A 23990-nucleotide genomic window follows, 5' to 3' on the forward strand; every position below is an offset into this window, starting at 1 on the left:
TTCTTTGCGGCCTCACCCCGAGCCTAGCCCGGATTCCCGGGCCCTGCTGTGGCGCTTACTACAGCAGTTTCAGGAGTCTGTTGGGCAGGTGCACAACAGATGCCGAGGATGGCCCGGCGCAGGGGCGACTCCGGTGCAATTTCCATCAGCAGCCGGCCTTCCGTCAGCGCCCGTGCCGGGAGCTCTGCATCCCACGGCAGCGCATGGCTGATGGCCAGCGCAGGGCCGAACCGCGCCCAGGCGTCCTCAAGTTCCTTGAGCGGCGATCCCCCTGCCGACCTTTTCCGGACCTTGTTCAGCACCACCTGAACCTCCGCACCGGCACAGGCCTCGGGCAGGGCAGCGAGTGCCCGGACAAGCCGGGGCACGCCGACGGCGTCCGCGCTGCCCACTGCGAAGACGGTGTCTGCCTGGCCCAGCACGGCGAGCGTTGCCGCGTTGCGCCGGGGCGCCACCGTGTCATAGCTCAGTTCCTCATCGGTTTCCAGGCAAAACCCGCAATCGACTACGACGGTGTCCACCAGGGACAGCGCCGCCTGGAGCACGCGTTCAACGGCGGCCGCACGCAGTTCCGGCCACCTGTCGGACCGAGTGAGGCCCGTCAGGAGTGAAAACGTGCCGCCGGCGCACACCACCTCGGTGCTGATCCGTGCCAGTTCACCCACGGTCAGGGGTCCCTGGTCGGCCACCCGGCAGGCCTGGGCAAAGGAAGCCGCCTCATCCAGCAGTCCCAGGCTGGCGGCCACGCTGGCCCCATAGCTGTCCGCATCAATCAGCATGACGCGGCGCCCCTGCTCAGCCAGTTCAGCCGCCATGTTTATGGCGACGAGGGTCCGTCCCGGGGATCCGATGGGACCCCAGACGGCCAGTGTCCTGGGCGGGCCGCCGCCGTGGTCCGGCCCATCCGCGGGGCCGCCCGGAATGCGGGCTGCGCCCGGTCCCACCCTGCTCCTGCCGTCCCGGTTCCGGAACAGGGTGCTGCCGGCGACCCCTGAAGCCATCCGTGCCGTCACCTGACGGAGGCCGCCCGCGTCCCTGGCCGGGCGGCCGACTGGCCGGACGCCGTCGTCCAGGCCACGGTTCGCTCTGACTCCGTGCGGGCCACGGCCCGCACCGTCTCCCTGGGGGCCGCCGGAGCCGCCCCCGGAGGCTCCACCTTCGGCGGCGTCCGGCAACATCCCGTGAAACGGGGCCTGTCCGGAACCGGATTCAACACCGATGTTGGCGTCCGCCGGTCCGCCCGGCCCGCCGGGCACCGGGCTGCCGGGAAGGCCTGGTGCCACCCCATCGATGGGCGCCGGCGCGCCGGACTTTTGTCTGCGGGCGGACTTGCGCCCCCGGACGGCGGCACCGCTGCGCCCCAGTCCCCCGGCGGCGGGCGGGGATTCATCGGGAGGGGTCCGTCCGGCGTCGTTCCGGGACGGGTCCGGGTGAAGCCCATCGGGGCGGGGGCAGGATTCGCGCGGTGCCGAGAGCGCGAACCCGAGGGATACGGACTGCGGGTGCCTGCGTGCGCTGACCACGGCCAGGATGGATTCGGTAATTTGTTCCGCCGTGACCCTTCCGGTGACGGGCCACGCGCCGATGCTGCGCAGCCGTGACGCCTCCGCCGGCGAATCCGCCACGGAGACGACACTGACGCCGACGGCGGTGAGCCGGTCGACCAGGGTGGCGGTCAGGCCGTCGGTTTCCGAGGCCACCACGGCGACCTGCGCCAGTCCGCTTTGGCAGGCGGCCAGCAGGCCGGCAAGCTCGGGGCAGCGGCGGACCACGGATACGGGGCCGCGCCGGTGCTCGAGGGCGTCAATGGGGTTGCCGGCAGTGTCCCCCACCGTCACCACGGTCACCGGGCTCACCGGGACCCTCCCGGGTTCCAGACCACCGACACCTTGGCCTTGTTGGCGACGGCACCGAGGAATTTGGGCATCTGGACGTCGGTCACCAGCACCATCAGCTGGGTGGTTTTCGCCGATCCCAGCGTGGTCGAGGCGTCGGTCAGCGCCGCCACCTCGGCACCCGGCAGCATCAGCACCGGCTCACGGTAGCCGTTGCGGTCATCGGGCAGGGCAACCCACACGTCAACATGCGAGCCTGCCACGACTTGTTTCGGCAGCGGTTCAGAAACTGTCACCGATGCGGTCTTGCGATCCAGTGCATCGGTTCCGCCGATGCTGCTGGCCGGCACGAGCTCGCCCTTGGGCACCATGCGTACGGCCACGGGGTGGCCGGGCAGCTCTGCCCCCGGGTCCAGATACTTGCCTTCGAGATCACCCAGGCGCACCCGCACCACCGCAAAGGAGTCCTCAGTGATGCCCTGGCCCACCACCAGCCCGTCCTTGGCGACGAATGCCGGCACCGTCCTGTCCGCGCCGCCCACCAGCGCCACCACACCGGCCACGGAGGCCAGGACCAGCAGGATGCCAACGAATAGCCGCGGGTCCTTCCATGACGGCTTGGCCAGCCTTGGCGCCCTGCCCTGTGAGTCCATCCCCATGGCTCCTCCCCCGACACCGCCACGCCGTGGCTCCCCCGCCGCGTGGACTGCATTGTTGTCATTTCTACCGTCGTTCGGCCCGCGGTGAAAGCCCTTCCGGGAAAGTTGTGGATAAGTTACCGGGGCCCAACCACCACCAAAGATGACAAACGGTGGATAACCGGAACAAAGAGAACCAAATCGGAGGATAATGGAACCATGCCTAGATTCCTGACGCTGGCCGACGTAGCCGAAGAACTCCAAATCTCCGCGGCCGCGTGCTATTCACTGGTCCGCAGCGGTGAGCTTCCGGCCTTCCAGATCGGCGGCCGCGGGCAGTGGCGCGTCGATGCCGCCAAGTTTGACCAGTTCATCGAGGACCGCCATGCCGCCGCCCGCGCCATGCTGGCCGCAGGCAACGTGCCCGAGACGGAACCAACCGGCAGTGCCGGCTAAAACTCGTTTTCACCGGAGGACGTGACGGACATCAGCGCGTCCAGCGCGACCACCACGGCATCCTTCCGCCGGCCGCCGCCCCTCGCCACGCCGTCGGCCAGTGGCGTGACCACCACAAAGTCGGCACCCACCTGTTCCAGCACGCCGTGCACGCCGGCCGGCTGCGCCGCCTCCAGCCCCAGGACCACGGCGGCCCTGTTGCGGGCCAGAATCCGCAGGGCCGAGGCGAGCGTGTAGCCGACCCGTCCCTGCCGGGCCACCCTGGCCGGGCCGAGGCCGCGTACCTGCATCAGCTTGGCCAGGGGCAGCACCACTGACAGCCGGCCCGTGCCGAGCAGCAGCCATTGCTCTTCCACGCGCTGGAGCGTGCCGTGATGGACGACGCCGTCGCGCAAAACCGCGGCTATCCCGCCTCCCAGCGATCCGCGCAGGGCATCGGCCAGCGTGGCCTGGGACGCCTCGATGCGGGAAAGTTCATCGACTTCCCGCTCCAGCTCCTGCTGGGTGGCTGCATGCCACTGGGCATCAAGGTCACCAAACAGTGCGTCCCATCGCATGCCGCCACGCTAGGCCCTCCCCCCGGCCGCGTCAACCACGGCCCGCCAGGGCATGCGGCCAGGCCACCGCCGCACAGGCAGGGTCCGCGCCGCCGCAAGCCCTACCGCCGTTGCCCTTTTCCACAGCCTTTGACAAGGGGTGGACATTGCGTCCATCCAGGCACAAGATGTACTAAAAGATAATAAAACACATCAAACTACTGCAAACCACATTAAAGACGTTCGAAAGGGAGGTTGGACCATGAAGAGACAGGCTGCGGCGGATGCCGCCATGACTGCGGCCGTTCTGCTCCTCGGTGCATCACTGGTCTTCGCCGCAGAGGCCCTGCTCCGCCACCGGATCCGCGGTCAATTCCCTGCTGCGCCCTTGGCGCTCGACGAGGTGGTGGGCGCCGCGGCCGCAGGGATCGGCATTGCCGTCACGGCGTGGTGGCTGGCCGCCCTGGCCTGCGCGTTTCTGGCCGGCCTGGCCAGGTTGCGCGGCCGTTCCCGCCTGGCCCAGGTGGCAGATGCGTGGTCGCCGGCCTTCATGCGGCGCCTGGTGGCAGTGGTCCTGGGCCTGAACCTCCTGGCGGCACCCATGGCCACGGCCGCTCCGGGCACCTATCCCGTCGACCCCCGGTGGCAGCCGGGGCCGGTGGCGGCAGCGCCCCTTCACGTTGCACCCGCAGGCCCCGCCTCCCGTGTTGCGGCCGCAGGGAAACCGCCGGCCAACCGCGTCCCGGCTGTTGAGGCTGCCAAGGGCCCGCCGGTCAACCCCGCCTGGACACCGCAGGCGCCTGTTATGGATCCCGGACCCCTGGCCCGTGCCGAGACACGGCCTTCCCCGCGGCGCGAGTCCCCGGTTGCGGGAGCAGGCGGGAAGGTGGTGGTGCGTGGCGGTGACACCCTGTGGAGCATTGTCGCCGGGGCCTTGGGCCCCTATGCCACCGATCTCGAAGTGGCACAGGCCTGGCCGGACTGGTACCGGGCCAACCGCAGCGTCATCGGCAACGACCCCAACGTCATCCTGCCCGGCCAGGTGCTGCACGCCCCGGCCGGCTAAGGCCGGGAAAGCACCTTTCAACATCACAGGCCGTCTTGCGGCATGACAGGCAAAACCGTTCAAAGGAGAACATGATGAACACCATGGCCATCGAGGAACCCACCCCCACGGCCCCAAAGCTGGTGACCCGTCCCGCTCCGGCGGCACAGGGCCAGGACTGCGGCAACACCCAGGGCATGCCGGGGGAAGTCGTGAAAATGACCCCGCGCCCCGCCCGGGCCATGGGACCGGGAGGGACAGGGACGCCACGCGTCGCCTCCGGGTCCGGCACCACCGTGCTTGATCCCGGCGCCCCGGAACGTGCCCTCGTGGCGGAGATGTCGCGCCGGATAGCCCAGGCGGCATTGGAGGTGCTCAGCGGGGTCCGCTCGGTCCAACAGCTGTCCCGCTGGCTGGACGCCCGGTGCTTCAGTGCGCTGACTACCCGGGCCAGGCTGCATGCCGCGGCCTGCCAGGCCGAAAACCGCCGTCAAAGCCAGCCGGGAGGCAACGGCAACGTCAGCCTGCTCCACCACCAGCCGCTGGTTCATTCAACCCACTGCTGTGCCGTGGCGCCCGGGATCTACGAATCATCCGTGGTGGTGGCGGACAAGTCGCGGTTCCGGGCCATCGCCATGCGTTTCGAGGAGACGCATGGCACCTGGAAGGTAACGGCGCTGCAGATCGGCTAGCGCTTTTTCTTCTTCTTGGCAGACTTTGCGTTCTTGTTCCCGGCACGCTTGGCCGACGGCGGGAGGCCGCTGCCGTTGGAGCGCCGCTCCACGTGCGTCTCTGCGTCGCCTTGCGCGTCGGGGGAAGTGAACTGGAGTTGGGCGGGGCGTTCCGGGGCCTCGAGCCCCGGAGCCAAGACCCGGACCGCGCCGTGCACGTGGTCACCGGACTCGTGCCCTCCCGCGGCGTGCGCCGCCGCACCCTCGGCAGCCTCGCCGCCGGCGGCGGCACCTGCCACCCGGCCCATGAGTCCGGCCGGAGCTTCAGCGACGGCACCAACAGCCGTTTCCGGCGCGTTCTCAACCTGGACCTCGAGGTTGAACAGGAAGCCGACACTCTCTTCGCGGATGGCTGCCATCATGGCCTGGAACATCTCGAAGCCTTCGCGCTGGTATTCGACGAGCGGATCGCGCTGGGCCATGGCCCGCAGGCCGATGCCTTCCTTGAGGTAGTCCATCTCATACAGGTGTTCCTGCCATTTGCGGCCCACGACGGAGAGCACCACGCGGCGTTCGAGTTCGCGCATGGTTTCCGAGCCCAGGGCTGCCTCGCGTTCGCGGTAGGCAACCTGGGCATCGGAGAGCAGCTCGGTCTTGAGCATTTCTGCCGTGATGCGTCCCTCGCCGCCGGCTTCCTCGGCGATCTCGTCAACGGAGACCGAGACGGGGTAGATGGTGCGCAGGTTGGTCCACAGCGAGTGGAAGTCCCAGTCGCCCGGGTGGCCCTCGTTGATGGTGGCGTCAATGATCTCGTTGACAGTGTCTTCAAGGAAGAACTGCACCTTTTCGTGCAGGTCGTCGCCCTCAAGGATCCGGCGGCGGTCCCCGTAGATTGCCTCGCGCTGGCGGTTCAGCACGTCGTCGTATTTCAGGACGTTCTTGCGCTGTTCGGCGTTGCGCCCCTCAACCTGGCCCTGCGCGGAGGCAATGGCCTTGGACACCAGTTTCGATTCCAGGGCGACGTCGTCCGGCATGGACGAGCGGGACATGAGGCGCTCTGCCGCACCGGAATTAAACAGCCGCATCAGGTCGTCCGTGAGTGAGAGGTAGAAGCGGGACTCGCCGGGGTCCCCCTGGCGTCCGGAACGGCCGCGCAGCTGGTTGTCGATGCGCCGCGACTCGTGGCGCTCGGTGCCCAGCACATACAGGCCGCCGGCGTCGAGCACGGCCTGGTGTTCGTCCTTGACAGCCAGTTTCGCGGCCTCGAAGGCGTCATGCCAGGCGGCCTCGTACTCTTCCGGCGTCTCTTCCGGGTCCAGTCCCTTCGCGGCCAGCGCAGCGACTGCGTTGAACTCGGCGTTGCCGCCGAGCATGATGTCGGTGCCACGGCCGGCCATGTTGGTGGCCACCGTAACGGCACCGCGGCGCCCTGCCTGGGCCACGATCGCGGCCTCTCGGGCGTGGTTCTTGGCGTTGAGGACCTCGTGCTTGATGCCCCTTTCGCCCAGCTTCTTGGAGAGGTATTCACTCTTCTCCACGCTGGTGGTGCCCACGAGGACCGGCTGTCCGGTTTCGTGCCGCTTGGCAATGTCCTCCACGACGGCGTCGAACTTGACGATCTCGTTCTTGTACACCAGGTCGGGCTGGTCCACACGCTGCATGGGCATGTTGGTGGGGATCGGGACAACCCCCAGCGAGTAGGTCCCCATGAACTCGGCCGCCTCGGTCTCGGCGGTGCCGGTCATGCCGGAAAGCTTGTCATAGAGGCGGAAGTAATTTTGCAAGGTCACGGTGGCCAGGGTCTGGTTTTCGGCCTTGATCTCCACCCCTTCCTTGGCCTCGATGGCCTGGTGCATGCCTTCGTTGTAGCGCCGGCCGGCGAGGATGCGGCCGGTGTGTTCGTCAACGATGAGGACCTCGCCGTCCATGATGACGTAGTCCTTGTCCCGCTTGAACAGTTCCTTGGCCTTGATGGCGTTGTTGAGGAAGCCGATCAGCGGGGTGTTGGCAGATTCGTAGAGGTTGGTGATGCCGAGGTAGTCCTCGACCTTTTCAATCCCGCTCTCCAGGACGCCGACGGTGCGTTTTTTCTCGTCGACCTCGTAGTCGTCCTCGTTGTCCAGGCGCAGCACCACCTTGGCGAATTCGCTGTACCAGCGGTTGGCGTCGCCGGACGCCGGCCCGGAGATGATCAGCGGCGTACGCGCCTCGTCAATGAGAATGGAGTCGACCTCGTCAACAATGGCAAAGTTGTGGCCGCGCTGGACCAGCTCATCCTTGCTCCACGCCATGTTGTCACGCAGGTAGTCGAAGCCGAATTCGTTGTTCGTGCCGTAGGTGATGTCCGCCGCGTACTGGGCGCGCCGCACCGCAGGATCCTGGTTGGAGATGATGCAGCCGCTGCTCTGGCCCAGGAAGCGGAACACGCGGCCCATGAGATCGGACTGGTATTCGGCCAGGTAGTCGTTCACGGTGACCACGTGGACGCCCTTGCCCGTCAGCGAATTCAGGTAGGCCGGGGCCGTGGCCACCAGGGTTTTTCCTTCACCGGTCTTCATTTCGGCAATGTTGCCCAGGTGCAGTGCGGCCCCGCCCATGAGCTGGACGCGGAAGTGGCGCAGCCCCAGGGTGCGTGAGGATGCCTCGCGGACCGCTGCAAACGCCTCGGGCAGAAGGTCGTCGAGGGACTCCCCGTCCTGGTGGCGGAGCTTCAGCTTGTCCGTTTCTTCACGCAGCTCGGCATCGGTGAACGTCTGGAAGGAATCCTCCAGCGAATCGATGGCGTCAGCGAGCACGTTAAGTCGTTTGAGCGTCTTGCGATCGCCTGTTCGAAGAACCCGCTCAAGAAGTGATGGCACGAAATTGCTCCCAATCTATGGCTGCCTAAAAGTGGCGTAACCAGTCTACGTGAACGGGCACAGCCTCCGACCAGTCTGCCATGTCCGGCAGGGAAATCCCTGAACGCTGCCGCGGTTTGCCGCCCCGGACTTAGCCGTGCCGGGTTTCCATGGCCAGTTGGCGGGCCAGGTTCCCCCGGGGTTCAACGACGACGCAGTCCAGTCCCAGCCAGTGGGCCATGAGGGCCAGTTCGACAGCCAGCGCGGACGCCGTTTCGGCCGGGGCGTCCGGTTCGGCGAAGGCCCCCCGGACCAGCAGCCTGCCCTCCTGCCGGTCGGCCTTGAGGTCAACGCGGGCCGCCATGGTTTCGCCCACAAGGAACGGCAGCACGTAGTAGCCGTATTTTCGCTTGGCAGCAGGCGTATAGATTTCCAGCCGGTAATGGAAGTTGAACAGGTCCAGCAGCCTGCGCCGTTCGAAGACCAGTGAGTCAAAAGGACTCAGGAGCGCCCTGCCCTGTGCCTTGCGGGGGATGGTCGCTGACGTGTGCAGGTACGTCGGTGCGCTCCAGCCGTCAACCTCGACCCGTTCCAGGGTCCCATTGGCCAGCAGGCGCGCCACCGAGCCGGCCGCCTCCTTGGCCGGGAGGCGGAAGTAGTCGGCAAAACACCGCAGGGTGCCGATCCCATGGGCACGGGCACCAGCCGCCATGAGCCGGTCCATGGCTGCCTGTCGCCCGCCTTGCCCCTCGCCGCTGCCGTCCGGGGCTGCGCTGCCGTCCCCCGGATCCTGCCGCAGTGCCGGGGGCAGCACATTCCCAACAAGGGTGTAGCGGCGTTCAAACTGCTCATTGCGTGATGCGGCCCCCACCACCCCGCGCTCAAACAGCCCTTCCAGGGTCCTCTTGACGGAGCTCCAGTTCCAGCCCCACTCGTCGCGGGACTTTTCCTCCTCGTGGCCGATCCGCGTCTTCACCTCGCGGGCGGTCAGCGGCCGGCTGCTGGCCAGCAGTGCCAGGATTTCCCGTTCCAGCCCGTCGCGCAGCTGCGGGTCAAGGCTGGCGGAACCGGCCCACGTCCGGTTCTGCCAGAGGGTGAGGTCGTGGAAGTGTTCGGGCCGGATGTAACTGGCCTCGTGCGCCCAGTACTCCATCATCTTCCGCGGGGCCCGGCCGGAGAGCGTGGCAAGAATGGTCCGGTCGTAGTTGCCCAGGCGGGAGAAGAAGGGCAGGAAATGGCTGCGGGCGATGATGTTGACGGAATCAATTTGCACCAGTTGCAGCTGGGCAAAAGCCCGGCCCACCGCCCGTGCGTTCACGGGTTGGACGGGCCGGACTCCGGCGAGGCCCTGCGCGCTGAGTGCAATTCGCCGCGCCTGTGGCAGGCTCAGGCGTGCACCCATCCGTACCTTGGCTCCCTTTCCTGGTTGGCTGATGTTCGTTGTATCGGCGGCGGCGCCGGACCGGCCTGCTAGACCTTGGCCGGTTCGTCCGGGGAGCGGTAGGCGGAAATTTCCTCCGCGCCCGTCCCTTCATCCGCGTTGGGGTCCAGGGAGATGACACCGTAGGTCCAGCCGCTGCGGCGGTAGACCACGGACGGGATGCCGGTGGCCGAGTCCATGAACAGGTAGAAGTCGTGTCCCACCAGTTCCATGTTGTCGACGGCGTCGTCAACACTCAGCGACGCAGCCGGGAAGACCTTCCGGCGGATCAACACCGGAGAGTCCCCTGCGGGGATGTCGTTTTCGATTTCATAGGGCGAACGTTCCGTGGCGGCTTCCGGCTCCGACTGTGCGTAGATCGGTTCCGAGCTGCTGACGGGGGTGAGGGCCCCGGTCGCCTCGTTGACGGCCACGGGGGCGTGGCGGCCGTGGTGGACCTTCTTCCTGTCCTTGGCCCGGCGCAGCCGCTCCAACAGCTTGCCGTAGGCCAGGTCAAACGCCGCGAACTTGTCCGATGCGGCTGCCTCGGCGCGGATCACCGGGCCGCGGCCGAGGACGGTCAGCTCGACTGTCAGCGGCGTCTCCGCCGACCTGGACTTGGACTCCTTGGAAATCTTCACATCGACACGCTGGACCTTGTTGGCCAGCTGCTCGATCTTCGTGAGCTTTTCGCCGGCGTATTCGCGGAAACGGTCTGAAACACTCAGGTTGCGACCGCTGATCATGAACTCCATGGTGCCCTCCAAATAACTTCGGTGACACGGCGGCCGGCAAGCAATCCAAGCTTCGCTCCTGGCCGCCGACGGGTGGTTTCCCCTCGTGAAAGGTACCCGTTTACTCACGTTAGTTCACGGATACCTTTTATTCATCTTTTGCCCAAAACTATTTTCAGGCGCGCCGTCCCAGGGTCGTTCCGCCGCCCCCTTGGGCGGGCGAACGGGCTGCCGCCAGCACCAGCGCACCGCATACAGTGGCGCCCGTTCCCGCCAGGGTCCGGGCTGCCTCGCCCACCGTTGAGCCGGTGGTCAGGACGTCGTCAACCACCACGACGTCGGCCCCGGCCAGAAGCGCGGCAGGCCTGGCGCCGCGGTGGAGCCTGCGGCGGATGCGCATGGAGTTGCGGACATTGGCGCGGCGGGCGGCGCGGCCCAGTGCTTTCTGCTTCCTGCGGTGCCAGGGCAGCCTGGGCCGGATGGCCAGCAGTGGCGCAACTGACATTCCCGGCGGCAGCCGGCGTTCCCGGGCGAGTGTGTGCAGCAGGAGGGCCACGGGGTCGTAGCCGCGGCGCCGCCAACCGCCGACGGTGCTGGGCACCGGAACCAGCATCAGCTCCCGGCCGCCCGTTCCGGGCAGCAGCCGCGGCAGGGCCTCCACGCCGCGCCCCAGGGCGCGGCCCAGTTCGGTGGCCAGTTCAGTTCGGCCGTGGTTCTTGAAGGCCAGGATGGCGGCCGAGAGGATGTCCCGGTAGTCACCCACGGCAACCACCGGCAGCGTCGTCTGGCCAAAAACACTCATCAAGGCGTCGGCCGCCTCCTCCGCCCGAAACGGGTCGCGTGCCTGCCGGCGCAGGGCTACGGCACAGTCCGGGCACAGTGCCGCGTCGTCACGGCCACAGGCGACGCATTCGGCGGGCATCACCAGATAGTGGAAGTCGTGCCACGCCGCACCCCACCAGGACAGGGTCCGGGCCCACCAGTGCCGCGGCCTGTCCCGGTGCCTGGCGGCAGGCCTGCCGCTTGCAGTTCGGGGGACGTCCATCCCCCCAGCCTCGCGCCCGGCTGTCCCGGCCGCCAGTGCCCGGTGCGAAACTGTGGACAACACGCCTGCCATGTGCCTTGGGGAGGGCGGCATCCGTCAGCCCGCGTACGATGCCTGGCCCAGTCCCTTGACGGCGGGCTGCCAGGAGTTTCCCGCCTGCGAGTACATTTGCGACGGTGTCTGGGCGTGCACATCGTGCAGTCCTGCCCCGGCACTGAGCCAGGTGGCGCCCTTGAGCGGCGCCAGCGTTGAGGTCGGCCTGGCGAAGTCCAGGACCTGGATGGCCACCTCGGACGTCGTGGACGGTGCCATGGCGGCGACGCTGGTCTCGCCGGTCCACACGCCGATGGTCGGCGCGCCCTCGTGGGCCAGGTTGATGGGCTCTGTCAGTGCCTTGGGGACCTGGCCGGAAACGGAGATGCCGGTGATGGAGACCTGGCTTTCCCCGTGGGCGTTGGAGATGACGAGGGCGCGCGTGCCGTCACGGGAAATTCGGAAGGTGGTGACCTCCCGGCCGGTCAGCCACGGGACGGTGAGCACCACCGGCGCCGCTGCCTTGGCCCCGGGGTCGGCGTTGGCGGCGAAGACCATGCCGGAGCCATCCCCGGCGGCGGTCCACAGCCATCCGTTCGGGGCGAAGGACGGCGCGGTCAGGGCCACACCGGAGGCGACGTTGTCCGGCGGGTGGCCCGCCGAAACGGTGAAGGCGTGGTCGCCGTCGGCGGAGAGGAAGGCAAAGTTCTTCTCGTTGTAGGACATGGCCGGCTCGTTGGGGCCCAGCGCCGCCACGGAGCCCAGCCCTGCCACGCGGGCGACGGTGCCGCCGTCGTACATGGCAAGCTCGTTTTTCGAGATGCCCACCTGGGCGGACGGGACGGGGTTGTCGATGACCATGGCGGGCACGGCGTCGCCGGATCCGCCCATGTCCACCTCCCGGTCGTCGGCCAGGAACTGCACCTCCGTCACGTCGTTCACGGCCCCGCGCAGGGAGACGAGCAGCTGCGCATGCATGCGCTGGCGCTGTTGCACGCTCGATTCCAGCAGCGGCTGGGCGGTCAGGCCCACCTTGGCCAGGCCGTTGTTGACGGACACGGAATCCCGGGCCAGCGACATGCCCGCCGGAAAGGCGCTGAAAACGGCGCCCTTGAGGTAGGGGGCCGGCCCGGCCAGCATGTCCCGGACAATGGACGTGGCGGTGCGGGAGCCCGTTCCGGCGAGCCAACGGACATCGGGCACGCCGTAGGTGTAGGTGGAATCGTAGAAGTAGAGCGTGACCGGCTTGAAGAGCACGTTGAAGGTGTCCTGGCTGAGCACCACGCCGTCGGGCGTCTTCGCAATCCGCCATTCCCCGTCGACCTGGACCAGGTCCATTTCGATGGTGTCCGTCGACCCTGCCGGTGCGGGTGTCATCACGCCGGTCGAATCCACGGAGGAAACGGTGTCGAACTTGACCAGGTAGGAGTCCTTGGCCTTGCCAGGCGTGACTGAGACGGTATTGGTGTAAACCAGCGTGCGCTTGTCCGCAGCCCACGACTGGGCCAGCGGGGCCGTCAGGTACTGCCTGGCGGTCTGGAAGTCGTCACCAATGCCGGTCCCCGAGTCAATGAATCCGCGGATGATGCTTTCCGGCGACGCCCCGGCCACCGGGTTGTACTGCTGGTAGTCGACCTTGTTGGAGTTGCTGCGCGTGCTCACCGGGTCGCTGGTGCCGACCGGCCCGTCGGTGGGGATGGCCGCGCATCCCGCCATGAAGAGCACGACGGCGGCCATCGCCAGCAGCGCCGGAAACCCCTTGCGCCGTGGCTGGCGGTGGCGCGTGTCCAAGGCCCTGGCCGGCAGGGTTTCCCTCATGATTCCGCCTTTCCCTGGTCACCGTGGGACGGCGTGCCGGTCTTGGCCACGCCGGGGCCGGCGGCGCCGTTGTGTGTTGTGGAACCGGCAGGGCCGACGGCGCCCAACGCGCCGACCACGCCAAAGGAGCCGGTGTTGGTCATGATCGGGCCGGTGTTCAGGTGCAGCGACGCGGCCGCGGCACCGCCGTCGGGGGGAAGCGGTACCGGGGAGTGCTCCAGTTCGCCGCCGCGCTTGCGCGGGAGCGTGAGCCTGAAGCAGGCCCCCTCGCCAGGGGTGCCCCAGGCATCAAGCCAGCCGCCGTGCAGCCGCGCGTCCTCGGTGGCGATCGACAGGCCCAGGCCGCTGCCGCCGGTGGTGCGTGCACGGGCCGGATCGGCCCGCCAAAACCGGTCAAAGACGTGTTCCAGGGCGTCCGGGGACATGCCGATGCCGTAGTCGCGCACGGCCACGGCCAAGGCACTTTCGTCGGCAGAGACGAAAATCTTCACCGGCCGGCCTTCACTGTGTTCCAGGGCGTTCAGGACCAGGTTGCGCAGGATCCGGTCGATGCGGCGGGCATCCATTTCCACGATGCATTTGTGGTTGCGCAGCCTCGTGACCACGGAAAGCTGGCTGTGGTTGGCCTCGGCGACGGGCTGTGCGGCGTCGATCACGGAGTCGATGACGGAGAAAATGTCCAGGGATTCAACATCGAGGTCGGCCACGCCGGCGTCAAACCGGGAAATCTCCAGCAGATCGGCGAGCAGCAGTTCAAAGCGCTCCACCTGGTGGAACAGCAGCTCCGAGGAACGCTTGTTGATCGGGTCAAAGTCGTCGCGGGCGTCGAACAACACCTCAGCGGCCATGCGCACGGTGGTCAAGGGTGTCCGCAGCTCATGGGAGACATCGGAGACGAAGCGCTGTTGCATCTCGGAAAGCGCGGCCAGGGCGTTGATCTGGTCCTGCAGGGACGTCGCCATTTTGTTGAACGACGTGGCCAGCCGCGCCATCTCATCCTCGCCCACCACCGGAATGCGCTCTTCGAGCCGGCCGGCGGCAAGTTTCTCGGATACCGCAGCGGCCAGGCTGACCGGCCGGACCACCATGCGCGTCACGTACCAGGTGATGGCGCCGATGAGCAGCAGCAGGATGCCACCGGCAAGCCACAGCACCGACTGGATGTAGTTCAAGGTCAGCTGGGCGCTGTTGAGGTCATAAAACATGTACAACTCGTAGCCGGTGTTCAACAGTTCCACCTGGGAGCCGATCGCCACCGCCGGGTGGCCGCCGGAGGATCCGGTGGGCAGTTCCATCGACTGCCAGAACTGCCCCGTCTTGTTCGCCTGCACCACCTGGCGCAGTTCATCGGGGATGATGGCGGAGGTAACGCCGATGGACCCGACGGAGCTGACGGCCAAGGTGCTGTCCTGGTGCGGGATCTTCACCATCAGGTACTTGCGGTTGTCGTCTGAGCCGCCCACTTCCAGCAACTGCAGCTCGTCGCGGACGAAGGTGGAAACCCGTTGCTGGTCGCTGAGGCTGGCCCCGGAGAAGCTTTCCTGGACCTGGGTGGCACCACGGCTGGATTCCACCTGGGCCTGGGCCAGCCTTTCCTTGAACAGTCCGCTGGAGATCTGTCCGGCAAGGTAGCCGCCGACCCCAATGACGGCGATGGAGGCAATGACCAGCGTGGTCAGCACCGTGCGGAACTGCAGCGAAGTGCGCCAGCTGCGTCCAAGGGCCGCCTCGCCGGCCTTCAAGGCTCGCCAAATGCCCCGGCCGGCCGCCGCCAGGCCATGGCACAGCTGCGACCACGCGCGCGCCATGGCACCGCCGGGCACGTCGGGGCCGGGCTCGTCGGGGCCGGGCTCGTCGGGGCCGGGCTCGTCCGTGCCAAGCGGCGGGGCCGCAGCGGCCGCCGGCGACGGGGGCGCAAAGGATGTGCCGGCGTCGGGCCCGCCTGCGACGGCGCCGCCGGAACCGCTGTCCACCGGGTGTCCCGGCCCTTCCTGACTGGTTTTCATGGTGCTTCCGCCGCTGTGTCCGATGCCGTCGATGCCCTTACTGCCCGGCCTTGTAGCCCACGCCGCGCACGGTCAGGACCACTTCGGGGGCCTCAGGGTCACGTTCAATTTTAGAACGCAGGCGCTGGACGTGGACGTTGACCAGCCTGGTGTCGGCTGCGTGACGGTAGCCCCACACCTGTTCCAGCAGCAGTTCGCGGGTGAAGACCTGCCACGGCTTGCGTGCCAGCGCCACGAGCAGGTCAAATTCCAGCGGGGTCAGCAAAACCCGCTCGCCGGCGCGGCGAACGGCATGGCCGGCCACGTCGATGGTGATCTCGCCGATCGACAGGGTTTCCGGGGCCTTCACGTCGCCCGGGCGCAGGCGGGCACGGACGCGGGCCACCAGCTCCGCGGGCTTGAACGGCTTGGCCACGTAGTCGTCGGCACCTGATTCGAGGCCGCGGACCACATCGGAGGTGTCCGACTTCGCCGTCAGCATGACGATGGGCACGTCGGATTCGCCGCGGATGAGCCGGCACACTTCAATGCCGTCGATCCCGGGCAGCATGAGGTCCAGCAGCACCAGGTCCGGCTTGTTCGAACGGAAAGTCTCCAGCGCCTTGGCACCGTCGGCACAAAAGACGGGGTCGAATCCATCATTGCGCAGCACGATCCCGATCATCTCGGCCAGTGCTTCGTCGTCGTCTACCACTAAAATGCGTGCCTTCATGGTTCTATATTTGCCTATTCGGGGCCCAAAGTCCCCATCGCCCCTCCACGGCGGGGCGGAAACCGCGACGTTTCGCGTGCCCGGGGCGGTCCGCAGCTGCACGCCTGGCCTTTCCGGAGGGCCCGCGCCGGTATTTTCCGGCAGGTCACGGGGCAATTTCAGCTCTTGCGGATAGGGTAGAACCTGGAAGCTGCATCTTCTTCCGGATGCTCCCGAGCGCCCCGCCAACGGGCCCTCACCAGGACCCGCCGGGGCGGGCGCAGCGGACATTTTGACGGGGGACCAAGACACGGGAGCATCATGACGCAGGAACCACAACAACCGCCGGCCGGCCCGGGCCAGGGCGGTTCCGTTCCGCCGCCGGGACCGCCGCCTGCCCAGCAGCCCGCGCAACCGCAGTGGGTGCCGCCGCATTACGAACCTTCCCAGTGGACGCCGCCGCAGCAGCCTGCGCAGCCCCAGTGGGGGCAATACGCGCCGCAGCCGCCGCAGTGGGGACGGCCGCAGCAGCCCGGATCGAATCCCTACGGCTACAACCAGTACGCCGCCCCGCCCAAGCCCGGCGTCATCCCGCTGCGCCCGCTGCGCCTGGGCGAGGTGCTCGACGGCGCGTTCCAGGCGGCCCGGCGCAACGGCAAGGCCGTCTTTGGCTCCACCTTGATCTTCCAGGTCCTCACGGCCGTCCTCACGCTCGCCGTGAGCCTGCCGTTCCTCAACGGCATGTCCACCAGTATTTTTGCCGACTCGCTCTCGCAGACGGCGCCCACCGAGGCGCAGCTGAACAATTTGGCCGGGTCCGTGCTCCAGTTCTCCATCGGCACTGTCGGCATCGCCATCATTACCGGCCTGCTCGAGATGGTGTTGCAGGGAGCCTTGGTGGTCCCGGTCCTGCGCGCCACCCTGAACCATAAAACCGGCTTTGGGCAGATGTGGCGGCTGGTCAGGCCCCGCATCGGAACGCTGCTGTTGCTGGCACTGGTCTACGGCGTGGCCACCATTCTTGCCGTCGCCGTCTACATGGCCGTCCTCATCGGGATTCTGTTTGCCACAGGCAGCATCGGCTCAAGCTCCGGCGGCCTTGCCGCCGTGGGCTTTGGCCTGCTGCTGGTCCTGCCGTTCCTGGCGGCGGGCGTGTGGGCCGGCGTCAAGGTCATGCTGGCCCCCGCCGCGATCGTGGTGGAGAACACCGGCGTGTTTGCCGGGATCAAACGGTCCTGGCAGCTCACGCGGCAAAATTGGTGGCGCACCTTCGGCATTGCTGCGCTGGCCGCCATCATTGCCAGCGCCATCGGCGCCATCATCAGCACCCCCGTGAGCCTGTTCATGGGCCTCCTGCTGCCGGTGATGGCGCCGGGCCCCGACCAGCTGGCCGGCACCACGGCGGTCGCCTCCATCGCCACCTCCCTCATCGGCGCCCTGGTCGGTGCCGTGACAGTCGCCTTCCAAACCGGCGTCATGGCGCTGCTCTATGTTGACCTGCGCATGCGCCGCGACGGATTCGACGTCACCCTCCTGAAGGAGTCCGAATCGGGGAAGGACGACGGCGGCATCCCCGGCCGGGGTGCCCCGGTCCCGGCCGCGGCAGGATCCACGCAGGCCGCCCCGTATCCGCACCAGCCCCCACCCGCCTACCCGCCTGCCTGGTATCCGGGGCAGGACGGGCCTTCGCCCCACCCGGGCCAGATCCCGCCCGGCCAGCAGCCCCCTTCCGCATACCCACCCAACGGGTACCCGCCCAACCAGCAACCCGGCCAGTAGGCGCCCCTGCTGCCCATGAACCCCTTGACCTTGGCCGGAGCCGCGCAGTTTGACGTCCCCGTTGTTCCCGGGGCCGGTGAGGCGCGCCGCTGGGCGGCGGAGGAACTGGCCAAAAAGGTCTACCAGGACGCCAGGCCGGGACTGGGCGCCCAAATTCTTGCCTGGCTGCGGAAGGCCTTCGCCGATTTCCTCCAAGGAATGGGCTCGCTGGGCGGCAACACCGGCCTGCTGGTGGCCCTGGGCGTGGTGGTCCTGGCCATTGTCGCGGCGGCCATCGTGGTCCGCCCCCGGCTCAACCGCAGGGCTGCCGGAAAAATGGCAGTCTTCGACGGCACGGCCGCCCTCAGTTCCGGCCAACACCGCAGCTTGGCCCGCTCCGCCGTCGAACGCGGTGACCTGGCCACGGCGGTCAGCGAACAATTCAGGGCGATGGTGCGCTCCGGCGAGGAGCGCGACGCCACCTCGGCGGGGCCCGGCCGGACGGCGGCCGAGATCGCCGGCGGGCTCGGGCAGGCGTTCCCCGCCCACGGAACTGCGCTGCGGCATGCCGCGGAGCTTTTCAATGCCGTGCGATACGGCCACGCAGTCCCGGACCGCGGCATGTATGACGAACTCGTCGCCACCGATCTCGCGGTGTCGTCGGCCCGGCCCGTCCATGCCGGCGACACCTTCGACACTTTCGGCGGTGCCGCCGGCGGGCCGGCCGGCAAGGTGGGGGTACCATGAACGCGCCTGTCCGCACGTCTGGCGGTGCGGCTGCCGCCGAAGCCGGCGTCTTCAGGGCCGGCGGGGGCACCGGTCCGGAACGCGCCGGTGCGTGGTGGCGGAAGCACGGCCTGTGGGTCGTTGCCGGCGCCGCGCTGGCGGCCGTGACGGTGGCCGGGCTGCTGGCCGCCTCCCTGGGCGGGCGAAGCACGCAACCGCTGTCCATCACCAATCCCGCGCCCGACGGCGCGCAGGCCGCGGCCAGCGTCCTGCGCGGCCAGGGCGTCACGGTCACGGCCACGGACTCGCTCGAGTCCACCCTGAAGGCCCTCTCGGCGAACGGGACCGGCGCCACCACGGTGTTGGTCTACGACCCGATGTCCCTGCTGCAGCCAGGCCAGGCCGCCCGGCTGGCCGGGTCGGCGCAGAAGTCAGGGGCCGCACTCGTTGCACTGGCCCCGGGCCCGCTGGCCGTGCAAAAGCTCAGCCCCGAAATCTCCGCTGCCGGAACCGCGCCCGCTGCCGCCGCCGGCAGCCCAGTGGCGGCCGGCTGCTCCAACCCCGACGCCGTGGCGGCCGGTGCCCTCGACGTGCGCGGGGTGGACGGGATCGGCGCGGCCGGCAACCCGTCGCCGTTGCTGTACCGCGGCGCCGTGACCTGCTTCGCCCCCGCAGGGGGGACCGCCGGTTTCATGGCGGCCGACAGCAGCGGCGGGGTGACAGTGGTGGGGACCCCCGCCGTCGTCAGCAATGAACGGCTGGCAAGCCAGGGCAACGCGGCACTGGCCTTCCGCCTGCTCGGCAGCCGGCCGCACCTGCTCTGGTACACGGCGTCGCTGAAGGATGTGCCTGCGGCAAGCCATCCGCCCACCCTGGCCGAACTGACGCCGAGGTGGATTTTCCCGGCGTCGGCCTGGCTGCTGCTGGTGGCCGTCATCGGCATGCTGTGGCGGGGGCGGCGGCACGGGCCGCTGGTCGCCGAACCGCTGCCGGTGGTCGTCAAGGCCTCGGAGACCGTGGCCGGGCGCGCCCGCATGTACCAGGACGCCCATGCCCAGGACACGGCCGCCGCGGCCCTGCAACGTGCCACGCTGACCAGGCTGGCGCAGCGGCTGCGGCTGGGATCGAACGCAGATCCCTCCGCCGTGGTGGAGGCTGCTGCCGCCCACACCGGACGCCCCGAGCAGCAGCTCGAGGCGCTGCTGCTCACGGACATCCCGTTCAACGACAAACAGCTGCTAACCATGGCCGCACAATTGACTGCCCTAGAGGAAGAAGTCGCCCCACGATGACGGCACAACACCCCGAAACCCAGCAACCGCACCTGCCGCCGGCACCCCAGCTGCAGCCGGGCCGGCTTCCCGGCCAGCCGGCCGCCGCCAGCCCGGCCGGCCTTGACGGGGACGCGGGTCCGGCCAGTCCTGCGGGTCCGGCCGCGGCCCTGCTGCAGGTCCGCGCTGAGGTGGCCAAGGCGGTGGTGGGCCAGGACGCCACCGTGACAGGGCTGCTCGTGGCACTGCTGGCCGGCGGGCACGTGCTGCTGGAAGGAGTTCCCGGCGTGGCGAAGACGCTGCTGGTCCGGGCCCTCTCCACCGCCCTGGACCTGGATATGAAACGTGTGCAGTTCACGCCGGACCTGATGCCCGGCGACATCACCGGATCGCTCGTGTATGACGCCCACACGGCCGGGTTCACCTTCCGCGAGGGGCCCGTTTTCACCAACATCCTGCTGGCCGATGAAATCAACCGCACCCCGCCCAAGACGCAGGCGGCACTGCTGGAGGCCATGGAGGAACACCAGGTCTCGGTGGACGGCGTGTCCCGGAAACTGCCCGCCCCGTTCCTGGTGGCCGCCACCCAGAACCCGGTGGAGTACGAGGGGACCTATCCACTGCCGGAGGCCCAGCTTGACCGCTTCCTGCTCAAGCTGACCATGGAGCTGCCGGAGCGCGAGGAGGAAATTGAGGTGATCCGCCGCCACAGCCTCGGCTTTGACCCGCAGGACCTGCACGCCGCCGGCGTGCGTGCCGTGGCCGGCGCCGCGGACCTCGCCCAGGCTCGTGAAGCCGCCGCCCGGGTCAGCGTGGCCGCCGAAGTCCTCGCCTACGTGGTGGACCTGGCCCGCGCCACCCGCACGGCGCCGTCGTTCCAGCTGGGCGTTTCGCCCCGCGGCGCCACGGCCCTGCTCAAGTGCGCCCGCGCGTACGCCTGGCTGTGCGGGCGCAGTTTCGTCACCCCCGACGACGTCAAGGCCCTCGCCCTCCCGGCCCTTCGCCACCGCGTTTCACTGCGCCCCGAGGCGGAGATGGACGGGGTCTCGGCGGACGGGGTCCTGCTTTCCATCCTGGGCACCGTCCCGGTCCCCCGCTAGCGCGCCGCCGGGATGGCCATTTCGGGCAGGTTCTTCCTCCTGGCACTGCTGGCGGTGGTGCCGGTCATTGCCGCGCCCAACGCCGCCACGTGGCTGGTTGCGTTGGCCGTACTGCTCGCGGTGCTGGCCGTGGACCTTGCGCTGGCGGCGTCCCCACGCCGTGTTGCCGTCCGCCGCACAGTTCCCACAGGCGTGCGCCTGACGGAAAGCACGACGGCGGTGCTCCGGCTCGCGAACGAGTCGTCCCGCCCGTTGCGCGGCCAGGTGCGCGACGGCTGGCAGCCCTCCGCCGGGGCGGTCAACGCGTTGCAGGCGCTGCGCATCCCGGCCGGGGAACGCGCCGTCGTCCGGGTGGCGCTGGAGCCGGTGCGCCGCGGGGATTTGCGCACGGAGCACGTGACCATCCGGTCGTTCGGGCCGCTGGGCATGGCCGCGCGGCAAAAAACCATCACGGCGCCGGGCACGCTGCGGGTGCTGCCGCCGTTCCATGCCAAGCGCCACCTGCCCTCCAAGCTGCGCAAGCTCCGGGAACTGGACGGTCGGGCGGCCGTGCAGATCCGCGGGGCCGGCACCGAATTTGACTCGCTGCGCGACTACGTCCGCGGTGACGACGTCCGCTCCATCGACTGGCGGGCCACGGCCCGGCGGCGCGAAGTGGTGGTGCGCACCTGGCGGCCGGAGCGCGACCGCCGCGTGGTCATTGTCCTGGACACGTCCCGGACCTCCGCGGCCCGGATCGGGGACGAACCACGGCTGGACACTGGCATTGAGGCTTCGCTGCTGCTGGCGGTGCTCGCCGAACGCGGCGGCGACCGCGTCAGCCTCATCGCCTATGACCGCCGGGTGCGGGCGCGGGTGTCGTCCGCGGGGAAGGGCAACATGCTTGGCGCCATGGTGCAGGGGCTCGCACCGCTGCAGCCGGAACTCATTGAGCTGGACACGGCCGGGGTGCCGGGCCAGGTCCGGGCCGTGACAGCGCACCGGGCGCTGGTGGTGCTGGTGACCTCGCTCGACGCCGGCGCCCCCGAGGAGGGGTTGATACCGCTCGTGGCCCGGCTGGCCCAAAAGCATGTGGTGGTCGTGGCTTCCGTCCGGGACCCGGCCCTGGATGAGGACCGGTTGGAACGTTCGACGGCGGCCCTCGCCTACCGTGCAGCCGCCGCCGAGCACGCCCTGAACCGGCGCGCGGCCATCACGGCCGTCCTGAAGCAGCTGGGCGCCGAGGTGGTCGATGCCCCGCCGCACGGCCTTCCCCCTGAACTGGCCGACACCTACATCCGGCTAAAGGCCGCCGGCCGCCTCTGACCACCCCCAACCCTCGGTTGCAACCGGGGCGTTTTCCACCGACCGTCGGTTGCAACCGGGGGTGTTTACGTCAACGCTCACGCGCAATCCGGGCATCCATCGTCGATCCTCCCGCAGGCCCCGCTTGGGCGCAGGCCTGCGGGAGCGAGCGTCGGGGAGAAACGCCCCAATCGGGAGCGAGCGTCGGGGAGAAACGCCCCAATCGGGAGCGAGCGTCGGGGAGAAACGCCCCAATCGGGAGCGAGCGTCGGGGAGAAAGGCCCCAATCGGGAGCGAGCGTCGGGGAGAAACGCCCCAATTGGGAGCGAGCGTCGGGGAGAAACGCCCCAATCGGGAGCGAGCGTCGGATTAGGCGTGGCGGAGTTCGGTGAGTGCCCGCGCCACTTCCAGCGTCCTGTCCACGACGGCGCGCGCCTCAGCCGGGGAAACGCCCGCCAGGCCGGATTCAGGGGTCACCCGCAACAGCCCGAGCGAGGATTCGGCCAGGCCAAGCCCGCGCCACGGCCTCATGATGCGCTCCACCAGGACCGAGTACGACGGCGGCACCTGGCCCGGGCGGGCGGGTACGGTGCCTGCCCACACGCCAAAACCGGACTCGACGGCGCCGGCCAGCTGTTCCCAATGGCCGGTGTCCAGCCGGTCCAAGGGAACGGCAACGGCGTCAACGCCCGATTCCAGGGCGAGTTCCAAGGCCTTCCGCCAGGCATCGGATTCTGCCCGCCGGGTCCAGGCAGGCGCGGCCTCCGGCCCACCCTCGTCGAGCGCCGGGGCCAGGTTGAGTGCCACCTGGGCAAATCCCGCGTCGCGGGCGGCGGAAACAAACGTGGTCCATGTTTGCCGCAGCTCGGATGCCGAAATGGCACGCAGGGTCCGGTAGCCGGACGCCGTGGCGATGGTGCCGGCCAGCGCGGCGGCAACAGCGGGTTCGTCAATCTGCAGGGTCAATCCGGCGCCCGGAACGGCGGCGGCCACTTTTTCAGCATGCACGGCGAGCCCTGCGGACAGCGACTGGGCTATGTCCCGGCGGGCACCGTAGTCACGCAGCGCACGTTCGCCGTAGTGCAGGTGAACGGCCGCCGCCAGTGACAGGGGCCCCACCGCCTGCACCTTCAGTTCCGGCAGTGCAAGCTCCGATGCGCCCGCGACGTCGGCCAGCACGTTGATGTCCGTGGACAAGGCGGAAACGGCGCGCCGGTGGTCGTTCCCGGGCCGGTCCACCAACCGCCAGCCGTATGGTTGGACGTCCACGGGCAGTTCCACGAGCAGGCTGGCGGTGCGGCCCACGGCGTCGGACCCGATGCCGCGGGACGGGAGCTGCGGCAGGGAGGGCAGCTGCGGCGGCGTGAACAGGCCCAGGGAAACCTTGGCGGCCTCCACCGGGTCCGTGCCGGGCCAGGGCCCCGGCATGGTGGCCGTGACATGGGTCCCGCTCCCCCGGCTCCCGACGGCCGGACGGGTCCCGAAAGGCTCCACCGACGGCCCACGCCCGGCCACCGGGGCCTGGTCACGCCGGTTCGTGGGGGTGCCCACTAAAGGTTCGCGCCGCCGTCGCCCGGATGCCCTTCGGCGGGCTGTGCGGCGGCGTCCGGCCCGCCCACAAAGCCGCGGCCGTCCTCGCTGACCACGGGCACGACGCCGGTCGCGGCCACCGCGGAGTGGCTTTCGGAGATCGCCTGGTGGTGGTGGATGACCTCGCTGATGATGAAGTTCAGGAACTTCTCCGCAAATGCCGGGTCCAGGTGGGCGGACTCGGCCAGGGCACGCAGCCGGTGGATCTGCTCCTTTTCACGGGTGGGATCGGCCGGGGGAAGACTGTGTGCGGCCTTCAGGATGCCCACGCGCTGGGTGGCCTTGAACCGTTCGGCCAGCAGGTACACCAGGGTCGCGTCAAAGTTGTCGATGCTGGAGCGGATGGAAAGCAGCTCCGCCATGACGGCCGGGTCCACGGTGCCTGTGAGGGAACTGGCGGCCGGGTCAAAGTCTTCAACGGACAGGTGGGCGTGGCTCGGGTCGGTCATGAAAACAGTTTAGGTGGTGCACCGGGGGCGACAAAAGCTGTGTCCAC

Annotated in this window: 20 protein-coding genes; 8 read left to right on the forward strand and 12 right to left on the reverse strand. The window is 68.8% G+C overall.

All coding sequences use genetic code 11. The annotated features are described in order from the left end of the window. Positions 1-23 precede the first annotated feature (23 nt). Both MMF96_RS19740 and MMF96_RS03045 read right to left on the reverse strand, forming a co-directional pair. Positions 24-1856, reverse strand: coding sequence for a hypothetical protein (locus tag MMF96_RS19740; RefSeq protein WP_256882531.1), 1833 nt, complete (start codon positions 1854-1856; stop codon positions 24-26). After that, positions 1853-2494, reverse strand: coding sequence for a hypothetical protein (locus MMF96_RS03045; protein WP_176615457.1), 642 nt, complete (start codon positions 2492-2494; stop codon positions 1853-1855). The genes MMF96_RS19740 and MMF96_RS03045 overlap by 4 nt, the downstream gene beginning before the upstream one ends. Before the next feature lie 198 nt (positions 2495-2692). On the opposite strand from MMF96_RS03045, the gene MMF96_RS03050 reads away from it, so the two are divergent. Then, the gene (locus MMF96_RS03050) at positions 2693-2929 is read left to right on the forward strand and encodes a helix-turn-helix domain-containing protein (RefSeq protein WP_176615458.1); all 237 of its coding nucleotides are present in this window, start codon (positions 2693-2695) and stop codon (positions 2927-2929) included. Here MMF96_RS03050 and MMF96_RS03055 read toward each other — a convergent pair. Continuing rightward, on the reverse strand, positions 2926-3486 hold the full coding sequence (locus MMF96_RS03055) for a hypothetical protein (protein WP_176615459.1): 561 nt from the start codon (positions 3484-3486) through the stop codon (positions 2926-2928). The two genes, MMF96_RS03050 and MMF96_RS03055, sit on opposite strands and share 4 nt — an antisense overlap. Before the next feature lie 241 nt (positions 3487-3727). Here MMF96_RS03055 and MMF96_RS03060 point away from each other — a divergent pair, with 241 nt between their 5' ends. Beyond that, entirely contained in the window at positions 3728-4531 is an 804-nt protein-coding gene (locus tag MMF96_RS03060; protein ID WP_256882532.1) for a LysM peptidoglycan-binding domain-containing protein, read from the forward strand. A gap of 71 nt (positions 4532-4602) precedes the next feature. Next, positions 4603-5202 carry an Rv3235 family protein gene (locus MMF96_RS03065; protein ID WP_256882533.1) on the forward strand — a complete coding sequence of 200 codons (600 nt, stop codon included), beginning with the start codon at positions 4603-4605 and terminating at the stop codon, positions 5200-5202. On the opposite strand, the gene secA is transcribed toward MMF96_RS03065, so the two are convergent. The 7 genes from secA to mtrA form a co-directional block, all read right to left on the reverse strand. Then, positions 5199-8039, reverse strand: coding sequence for a preprotein translocase subunit SecA (gene secA, locus MMF96_RS03070; RefSeq protein WP_256882534.1), 2841 nt, complete (start codon positions 8037-8039; stop codon positions 5199-5201). The genes MMF96_RS03065 and secA overlap by 4 nt on opposite strands. Positions 8040-8169: 130 nt before the next feature. Beyond that, positions 8170-9420, reverse strand: a complete 1251-nt coding sequence (locus MMF96_RS03075; protein ID WP_176615463.1) for a winged helix-turn-helix domain-containing protein — start codon at positions 9418-9420, stop codon at positions 8170-8172. Between the two features lie 68 nt (positions 9421-9488). Next, positions 9489-10193: a ribosome hibernation-promoting factor, HPF/YfiA family gene (hpf, locus tag MMF96_RS03080; RefSeq protein ID WP_256882535.1), complete on the reverse strand. Its 705-nt coding sequence runs from the start codon at positions 10191-10193 to the stop codon at positions 9489-9491. Positions 10194-10347: 154 nt separating this feature from the next. Next, the gene (locus MMF96_RS03085) at positions 10348-11217 is read right to left on the reverse strand and encodes a ComF family protein (RefSeq protein ID WP_256882536.1); all 870 of its coding nucleotides are present in this window, start codon (positions 11215-11217) and stop codon (positions 10348-10350) included. A gap of 96 nt (positions 11218-11313) precedes the next feature. Beyond that, positions 11314-13068, reverse strand: a complete 1755-nt coding sequence (locus MMF96_RS03090) for an LpqB family beta-propeller domain-containing protein (RefSeq protein ID WP_256882537.1) — start codon at positions 13066-13068, stop codon at positions 11314-11316. Beyond that, positions 13065-15074 carry an MtrAB system histidine kinase MtrB gene (gene mtrB / locus MMF96_RS03095; protein ID WP_256882538.1) on the reverse strand — a complete coding sequence of 670 codons (2010 nt, stop codon included), beginning with the start codon at positions 15072-15074 and terminating at the stop codon, positions 13065-13067. The genes MMF96_RS03090 and mtrB overlap by 4 nt, the downstream gene beginning before the upstream one ends. A 37-nt stretch (positions 15075-15111) precedes the next feature. Further along, positions 15112-15786: an MtrAB system response regulator MtrA gene (gene mtrA / locus MMF96_RS03100; protein WP_176615467.1), complete on the reverse strand. Its 675-nt coding sequence runs from the start codon at positions 15784-15786 to the stop codon at positions 15112-15114. Between the two features lie 300 nt (positions 15787-16086). On the opposite strand from mtrA, the gene MMF96_RS03105 reads away from it, so the two are divergent. Genes MMF96_RS03105 through MMF96_RS03125 form a run of 5 tightly spaced genes read left to right on the forward strand, consistent with a single transcriptional unit; the run spans position 16087 to position 21925 of the window. Next, positions 16087-17544 carry a hypothetical protein gene (locus MMF96_RS03105; RefSeq protein ID WP_256882539.1) on the forward strand — a complete coding sequence of 486 codons (1458 nt, stop codon included), beginning with the start codon at positions 16087-16089 and terminating at the stop codon, positions 17542-17544. A 15-nt stretch (positions 17545-17559) separates the two neighbouring features. After that, a complete protein-coding gene (locus tag MMF96_RS03110; protein ID WP_256882540.1) occupies positions 17560-18270 on the forward strand; it encodes a DUF4129 domain-containing protein in 711 nt (236 codons plus the stop codon). Next, a complete protein-coding gene (locus tag MMF96_RS03115; protein ID WP_256882541.1) occupies positions 18267-19541 on the forward strand; it encodes a DUF4350 domain-containing protein in 1275 nt (424 codons plus the stop codon). The genes MMF96_RS03110 and MMF96_RS03115 overlap by 4 nt, the downstream gene beginning before the upstream one ends. Beyond that, positions 19538-20620: a MoxR family ATPase gene (locus MMF96_RS03120; protein WP_256882542.1), complete on the forward strand. Its 1083-nt coding sequence runs from the start codon at positions 19538-19540 to the stop codon at positions 20618-20620. The genes MMF96_RS03115 and MMF96_RS03120 overlap by 4 nt, the downstream gene beginning before the upstream one ends. A 12-nt stretch (positions 20621-20632) precedes the next feature. Then, positions 20633-21925: a DUF58 domain-containing protein gene (locus MMF96_RS03125; RefSeq protein WP_176615472.1), complete on the forward strand. Its 1293-nt coding sequence runs from the start codon at positions 20633-20635 to the stop codon at positions 21923-21925. A 348-nt stretch (positions 21926-22273) separates the two neighbouring features. On the opposite strand, the gene MMF96_RS03130 is transcribed toward MMF96_RS03125, so the two are convergent. Both MMF96_RS03130 and MMF96_RS03135 read right to left on the reverse strand, forming a co-directional pair. Then, entirely contained in the window at positions 22274-23332 is a 1059-nt protein-coding gene (locus MMF96_RS03130; protein ID WP_176615473.1) for a hypothetical protein, read from the reverse strand. A 122-nt stretch (positions 23333-23454) separates the two neighbouring features. Further along, complete coding sequence (locus MMF96_RS03135; protein WP_256882543.1) at positions 23455-23943, reverse strand: chorismate mutase; 489 nt, start codon at positions 23941-23943, stop codon at positions 23455-23457. Between the last annotated feature and the right edge of the window lie 47 nt (positions 23944-23990).

This window comes from Arthrobacter sp. STN4 (assembly GCF_024539665.1).
Lineage (GTDB): Bacteria > Actinomycetota > Actinomycetes > Actinomycetales > Micrococcaceae > Specibacter.